This is a genomic window from Peterkaempfera griseoplana (assembly GCF_001418575.1).
Classification (GTDB): Bacteria; Actinomycetota; Actinomycetes; order Streptomycetales; family Streptomycetaceae; genus Peterkaempfera; species Peterkaempfera griseoplana.
Window position 1 is genome coordinate 23,703 of sequence record NZ_LIQR01000219.1, and the last position, 6,795, is coordinate 30,497.

8 protein-coding genes are annotated in these 6,795 nt (G+C 70.7%); 3 read left to right on the top strand and 5 right to left on the bottom strand.

Annotated features, from left to right (window positions below; all coding sequences use genetic code 11):
* Window positions 1–26: 26 nt before the first annotated feature.
* The 4 genes from AOK09_RS17430 to AOK09_RS17445 all read right to left on the bottom strand — a co-directional run bounded on the left by AOK09_RS17430 (window position 27) and on the right by AOK09_RS17445 (window position 3,176).
* Window positions 27–1,010 carry an AIM24 family protein gene (locus tag AOK09_RS17430; protein ID WP_079063151.1) on the bottom strand — a complete coding sequence of 328 codons (984 nt, stop codon included), beginning with the start codon at window positions 1,008–1,010 and terminating at the stop codon, window positions 27–29.
* Window positions 1,010–1,660, bottom strand: a complete 651-nt coding sequence (locus AOK09_RS17435; protein ID WP_055588133.1) for an AIM24 family protein — start codon at window positions 1,658–1,660, stop codon at window positions 1,010–1,012. Before AOK09_RS17435 ends, AOK09_RS17430 begins: the two co-directional genes overlap by 1 nt.
* A complete protein-coding gene (locus tag AOK09_RS17440; RefSeq protein WP_055588141.1) occupies window positions 1,660–2,298 on the bottom strand; it encodes an AIM24 family protein in 639 nt (212 codons plus the stop codon). Before AOK09_RS17440 ends, AOK09_RS17435 begins: the two co-directional genes overlap by 1 nt.
* A gap of 83 nt (window positions 2,299–2,381) precedes the next feature.
* The gene (locus AOK09_RS17445) at window positions 2,382–3,176 is read right to left on the bottom strand and encodes a DUF2127 domain-containing protein (protein WP_055588134.1); all 795 of its coding nucleotides are present in this window, start codon (window positions 3,174–3,176) and stop codon (window positions 2,382–2,384) included.
* Window positions 3,177–3,414: 238 nt separating this feature from the next.
* On the opposite strand from AOK09_RS17445, the gene AOK09_RS17450 reads away from it, so the two are divergent.
* Together AOK09_RS17450 and AOK09_RS17455 are read left to right on the top strand one after the other, a co-directional pair.
* Complete coding sequence (locus AOK09_RS17450; RefSeq protein ID WP_079063153.1) at window positions 3,415–3,744, top strand: DUF3817 domain-containing protein; 330 nt, start codon at window positions 3,415–3,417, stop codon at window positions 3,742–3,744.
* Window positions 3,744–4,040, top strand: coding sequence for an MTH1187 family thiamine-binding protein (locus AOK09_RS17455; RefSeq protein WP_055588136.1), 297 nt, complete (start codon window positions 3,744–3,746; stop codon window positions 4,038–4,040). The genes AOK09_RS17450 and AOK09_RS17455 overlap by 1 nt, the downstream gene beginning before the upstream one ends.
* 45 nt (window positions 4,041–4,085) lie before the next feature.
* Here AOK09_RS17455 and AOK09_RS17460 read toward each other — a convergent pair whose 3' ends face one another.
* On the bottom strand, window positions 4,086–5,681 hold the full coding sequence (locus tag AOK09_RS17460) for a M4 family metallopeptidase (protein ID WP_079063154.1): 1,596 nt from the start codon (window positions 5,679–5,681) through the stop codon (window positions 4,086–4,088).
* Window positions 5,682–6,214: 533 nt separating this feature from the next.
* On the opposite strand from AOK09_RS17460, the gene AOK09_RS17465 reads away from it, so the two are divergent.
* Entirely contained in the window at window positions 6,215–6,745 is a 531-nt protein-coding gene (locus AOK09_RS17465) for a MarR family winged helix-turn-helix transcriptional regulator (protein ID WP_055588138.1), read from the top strand.
* Window positions 6,746–6,795: the final 50 nt, after the last annotated feature.

Sequence of the window (6,795 nt, forward strand, 5' to 3'; positions counted from 1 at the left end):
GTGCGGCGTCGCCCGTGTCCGCTGCGTCACAGCCCGAAGCGCCGCCCCAGATCGCCGAGGTTGCCCAGCCCCGGGATGTTGGGCAGCTGCTGCTGGGGCTGCTGCCGGCCCGCCTGGGACGGCGCCCCCGCGCCCGGGATGCCCGCCTCGGCCGGCACATGACCGATGTTGATGTCGGCCATCAGCTTCTCCGAGGACTGCAGCAGCACCTGCCCCGCCCCGATGAACTCGAACTGGTGCTCCTCGCCGGAGACCCCGCCCAGCCCGGTCAGCTGCCGGATGCCGCCCAGCACCCCGCGCATGTAGCTGTGGTCGTAGTGGTGGCAGGGGGAGGGGCAGTCGGCCCAGCCGACCAGCGCCTGCGGGTCCACCCGGATCGGCGGCTCGACGAAGTGCACGGGGCCGTTGGAGGCCGCCACGAACTTGCCGGTGCCGATCAGGGTGAGGAAGCCGGGGATGATCGACTGCTTCAGGGAGAGCCGCGGGTCGAAGGCCAGCAGATTGCCCGAGCGGACGGTGAGGTTGCCGTCCTCCAGGTCGTAGGAGTTCAGGTCGAACGCCCGGTCGGCCAGGATCATCTTCCCCTGGCCCTCCGCGACCACCCAGTCGGCGGCGTGCAGCGGGGAGTGGAAGGACCGGCCGATCAGCGCGTCCAGCGGGCCGTGGCCGATGCCGTGGAACTGGATGTTCCCGTAGTAGGCGACCATCTTCCCCTTCTGCAGGAAGTACTGGCCGTTGAGGTCCACCGAGAAGGCGTACGGGTTGACGTTGTCGTTGCTCGGCAGGGTGGTGACGTCGTGCACCACCGGACCGCCGGCCGCGGTCTGCGGCAGCGGCGCCTGGGGGCCGCCGTACTGCTGCGGCTGCTGCGGATAGCCGCCCGGCTGGGGCGGGTACCCACCCTGCTGGGGCGGGTACCCCGGCTGCGGGTAGCCCCCCTGCTGGGGGAGGCCGCCCTGCTGGGGCGGGTAGCCCGGCTGACCGTACGGCGACTGCGGCGGGTACGACATCAGAGCTTCTCCTCACTGGCCTGCACGTACACCATGCCGTGCCCGGACAGCTCCAGCTGGAAGGCCTCGCCCGAGCCGCGTCCGATCATGTCGCGCCAGCCCAGGGCGCTGGAGAGTTTGTTCTGCACCTGGCCGCGGTGCGCCACATAGGCCTGCGGGTCGACATGGATCGGCTGCTGCGGGGTGATCGGCAGCTCGATGACGCCCCCGTGGGCCATCACCGCCACCGAGCCCTGGCCGGTCAGCTGGGTGGTGAACAGCCCCTGCCCGGTCACCTGGCCGCGGACCATGCCCATCACGCCGCCCTGCGACCCCATGAACATGGTGGACTGCTGCAGGGTGCCGTCGAAGGCCAGCAGCCGGTCGGCCTCCACATAGAGGGTGTCGCCGGTGAGATCGATCACATGGACGTTGTGACCGCCGTGGCCGAACATCACCCGGCCCTGCCCCTCGACCGTCATCAGCGGGGTGTCCTCATTGGCGATCCGGCGGCCGATCATCGACATCACGCCGCCCTGGCCGCCCATCATGTTGGGCGTGAAGGTCACCTGTCCGCTGTAGGCGATCATGGCGCCGCGCTGGCTGAACACCTTCTGGCCCGGGAAGACCTGCGCCTCGATCAGCTTGCCGTTGAGCTTGGTGAACGGCATCAGACGTCACCACCGATCGTCACGCGCTCCGACGGCTGCACGTACACCAGGCCGTCACCGACGAACTCGATCTGCACGGCCTCGCCGCCGCCCTCGCCGAAGAAGGTGCTGAAGCCGGCGCCCGACTTGAAGTTCCGGTTGAGGTTGCCCGTGTGGGCGATGTACGCCCCCGGGTCGACCCGCAGCGGCATCCCCTGGGAGACCCGCAGGATGATCGCCGGTCCGTCCGACATCACCGCCGCCCAGCCCTGGCCCTCCACCTTGGTGGTGAAGAGGCCGTTCCCGGAGGTCATCCCGTGCAGACCGGTGAAGGAGGTGCCGGTGTGCAGCGTCGCCTCGGTGCAGAGCAGGTTGTCGGCCTCCACATAGAGGGTTTCGCCGTTCAGTCGCACCAGGTTCACCTCGGTGGCGCGGTCCGCGAAGTAACAGGTGCCCTGCCCTTTGACCTCCATCACCACCATCTGCTCGCCGGTCAGCCGGCGGGTGACCATGCCACGCAGGCCGTCGCCGCCCCCGGAGAGCTTCTTGAAGGACATCTGGCCGCTGTACGCGACCATGGACCCGTTGCGGGCCTTCACGGCGTCGCCCATCAGATCGACGGCGAGCACCTTGGACCCCTGCAATCGAAACTGTGCCACGAGCCACAAGGTAGCCTCGGGTCGGTCCGGTAGGCGAGGGGCGCGCGCCGTACCGGTACCGATCCGGGACATATCAGGGGCCGTCAGCCCGCCGCCGGCGCCCCGGCCAGGCCGGCCGGCGCGCTGCCGGCCGCCTCCTCGACCTCCAGCAGCGAGGCCGACTGCCGCTCCGCCTCGAAGGCCTCCCGTCCGCCGCGCAGCCCGAAGAGCCGCTTGGACAGGGCGATCCACAGCACCGCCAGGACGTTGATCACCAGCGTGGCCACCTTCAGCCAGCTGACCTTCTCGGTGAGCTCGTAGATCTCCAGCGGCAGAAAGGCCGCGGTGGCGATCACGGTGAGGTACTCGGCCCAGCGACGGGCCATCCACAGGCCGACGCCCTCGACTGTCTCGATCAGTGCGTAGACCAGCAGCGCCACGGCGACGACCGTCAGCGTGGAGTGCTCGTAGTCGAAGGTCTTGCGGATGGTGTCCACTATCGGCGAGTGGTCGACGTCGTAGTGGAAGTGGTTGGCCACCGGGCGGAAGACCGTGAGGTTCTCGTCGAAGAGCCGGCGCACCGCGTCCTGGCTGTTGGAGAACTTCCACACCGCCCAGGCGGCCAGCACGATGAAGAGCCCGCGCGCGATCCGCTCCACGGCGAGGAAGCGCAGGATGAACAGGTCGCGCAGCGCCTTGCCGCGGGGGACCAGCGGGGCGTTTCGGGCCGGACCCGAGCCGTGCGGCTCGCCGAGGGCGAAGTCACCGCACCGCAGGCAGCGCCAGGCGTCGCCGACGGCGGTCGCGGCGTGCAGCCGCGTGCGCAGCTCCGGCTCGGTGGGCGCATAGGTGATGTGGCCGCGGCGTGCGCAGGTCCGACGGTCCCAGTCCAGCTTCATTCCCTGTGTCGCTCCCCGTTCCGGTGCGGCCGGGGGATCCGGCCGCAAGCGCCGAGGATAGGGGTGTCCGCCGAGGCCGGGCCAGGCCGATCCCCCGCACGGGCGGGATCTGTGGCGTGGATGTGACGTCCGCCGCACCCGGCCACCCGCGGCGGGGGCGCTGCGGCCGGCCGGTGATAATGGGCGGAAGCTTGTGCGCCGGTTCACAAGCACCTGCACCCCTGTGAGGTCGTCCACCGTGAAGAGCAGCGCCGTCCACCGTCTGCGCCTCGTCTCCGCCCCCGAGGCCGTCTCCTTCATCGTCCTGCTGGTCTGCTCGGTGCTGAAGCGCACCACCGACTTCAACGCCGTGCCGGTCATGGGCACGGTGCACGGGGTGCTCTTCATCCTCTATCTGCTCTTCTGGGCCGACGCCTGGAAGAAGCAGGGCTGGGACGCCCGGCGCGGGGTGCTGATGTTCGTCCTCTCGGTGCTCCCCACCGGCGGCTTCTTCGCCGAGCGGATGCTGGCCCGTGAGGAGCAGGAGGGTTGGCGCCCGGCCGCCGCCGCGGAGAAGGCCGCGGTCTGATGATCGTTGCCTTCTCGGTCACCCCGCTGGGCGTGGGTGAGGACGTGGGGGAGTACGTCGCCGACGCGGTGCGGGTGGTCCGCGAGTCGGGCCTGCCCAACCGCACCGACGCCATGTTCACCTCGCTGGAGGGTGAGTGGGACGAGGTGATGGCGGTGGTCAGACGGGCCGTCGACGCGGTCGCGGCCAGGGCCCCCAGGGTCAGCGTGGTGCTCAAGGCCGACATCCGGCCCGGTGTGGTCGACGGTCTGACCGCCAAGGTGGCGACGGTGGAGCGCCACCTCGCCGAGGGGTGAGCGTGGGCCCGGGCGTTGCCGCCCGGGCCCCTCGCTGAGGGCTTGTCAGCTGACGTTCACTCCGGTCCAGGCGGAGGCCACCGCGTTGTACTCCGCGGAGCCGCTGCCGTACAGGTCCGTGGCGGCGTTCAGGGTCGCGGTACGGGCCGCCTTGTAGGTGGTGGTCGAGGTCATGTAGACGGTCAGCGCCCGGTACCAGATGGCCGCGGCCTTGTCGCGGCCGATGCCGGTGACCGTGGAGCCGTTGTACGTCGGGCTGTTGTAGCTGACGCCGTTGATCGTCTTGGCGCCGCTGCCCTCGGCCAGCAGGTAGAAGAAGTGGTTGGCGACGCCCGAGGAGTAGTGGACGTCCAGGTTCTTCACCGACGAGGACCAGTAGTCGGCCGAGCCGCCGTCCTTGGAGGGCTTGTCCATGTAGCGCAGCGGGGTGCCGTTCCCGTTGATGTTGATCAGCTCGCCGATCAGGTAGTCCGGCTTGTCGCTGGCCAGGTTGGCGTAGAACTCCACCATGGTGCCGAAGATGTCCGAGGTGGCCTCGTTGAGGCCGCCGGACTCACCGGAGTAGTTGAGGCCGGCGGTGCGGCTGGTCACCCCGTGGCTCATCTCGTGGCCGGAGACGTCCAGCTCGGTCAGCGGGTGGGTGTTGCTCGATCCGTCGCCGTAGGTCATGCAGAAGCAGGAGTCGTCCCAGAACGCGTTGACGTAGTTGCGGCCGTAGTGGACCCGGCTGTAGGCGCCCTTGCCGTCGTTGGCGATGCCGTTGCGGCCGAAGGTGTTCTTGTAGAAGTCCCAGGTGACGGCGGCGCCGTACTGGGCGTCCACCGCCGCGGACTGGGTGTTGGAGACGGTGCCGTCGCCCCAGGCGTTGTCGGCGTCGGTGTAGAGGGTGCCGGTGCCGCTGGTCTTGTTGCCCAGGTTGGTCGTGTACTGGTTGCCCCGGCCGGCGTCCTTGAGCTGGTAGGTCGAGCCGGACAGGGTGGTGGTCAGGCCGACCGAGCCGACGAAGAGGCCCTGGCCGGTGCCGGCCGCGGTCTGGACCGCCTCGTGCTGCGAGAGCACGGCGCCGGAGGCCGCGTCGGTGACGATGTGCTGCTCGCTGGGGGTGCCGTCGGCGCGGGTGCCGCTGACCACGGTCTCGTACGCCAGGCGGGGGGTCCCCGAGGCCGCCCAGACCACCAGCCTGGGCGCGGCGGCCGTGCCGACCGAGGTGAGCGGCGCCGCGTCCCGGTCGGAGGCGTCGCCGACCAGGGCCCGTACGGCGCCGGTCGCCCGGTTTGCGGCCTTGGCCGGGGCCACGGCGGGGGTGAGGCTCTTCAGGTCGAGCTTGCGTGTGGTGGCGCGGTCCACGGACTTCACGGCGCCGCTCGCGGTCTGGTGCACCACCAGGTCGCCGCCGAGGACCGGCAGTCCGCCGTAGGTGCGGTCGTAGCGCAGGTGGCGGGTGCCGTCGGCGTCCACCACGACGTCCTTGACGACCAGCTTCTCCTGGCTGCCGAGCGCCAGGGCCCTTGCCAGGGCGGGGGCCTGGGTGCGGGCCAGGCCGATCAGCTGGGTGTGCTGCCCGGCGGCGGCCGGGCCGAAGGCCGTTCCGGGCTGCGCCTCGGCCGTTCCGGTGCCCGCCTGTATACCGACGACGAGCATGGCGGAGGCGGCGAGAAGTGCTCCGGCGGTCAGCTTTCGCTTCACTGTGTTCCCTTTCGGTACCACCGCGTGTGCGCGGTCGCGCGCCGTTCCGGGGGCGTCGGGTGTGCGCCATCGAGGGCGGAACGGGCGCGGTCGTGCTGCTCCGTGCGGTCTCACGGCGTACGCGCTGGGTGGACGCGGGCGCCGTACGAAGCTGGCCAGAAGCATGACAATTGAAGTACTTAAATGACAGGTCAATGACAGCCAATGGCGGACTTTCGCCACAACCCCTGGGGCTGCTGTGCGTCCCCCGGGCGCGCGCTCTGGTGCAAAGGGGGCCAACTCGCCTGCGCCGGGGCGGCGACCCTCATGACCGCAGGTGGCCGAACGGTCAATTCCGGGCCCGGCCGGGCGGCGGATTGACATCCACGGCCACGCCCGAGCATGTGCCGCGCCCCGGTGCCGACCCGGGGCGGCCGCCGTCCCCAGCACGCCCGTTCGCCCTGTGGACAGCCTTCGGCGGGCCGCAGCCGCGCCGGTACGGTGGGGGCGTGCCCAAGCCGCTCAGCCTGAACTTCGACCCGATCGCCCGTGCCGACGACCTGTGGACCAAGCGCTGGGGCGCCGTCCCGCCGATGGCTGCGATCACGTCGATCATGCGCGCCCACCAGATCCTGCTCGGCCGGGTCGACGCGGTCGTCAAGCCGTACGGGCTGACCTTCGCCCGCTACGAGGCCCTGGTGCTGCTCACCTTCAGCCGCACCGGCGAACTCTCGCTCTCCAAGATCGGCGAGCGGCTGATGGTGCACCCCACGAGCGTCACCAACACCGTCGACCGGCTGGAGCGCGCGGGCTTGGTCTCCCGCCGGCCCAACCCCCTGGACGGCCGCGGCATCCTCGCGTCCATCACCCCCCAGGGGCGGCAGGTGGTGGAGGCGGCCACCCGCGATCTGATGGCCATGGAGTTCGGCCTCGACGAGTACGACCCCGAGCAGTGCCGGCAGATCTTCGACATACTGCGCCCGCTCCGGGTCGCCGCGGGCGACTTCACCGACCCGGACCCCGAGGGGCCCGAGGCCTGAACCGGGCCCCGGACTGCCGGCCACCGCGGCGGGGGCGGGGGCGTGCGCGG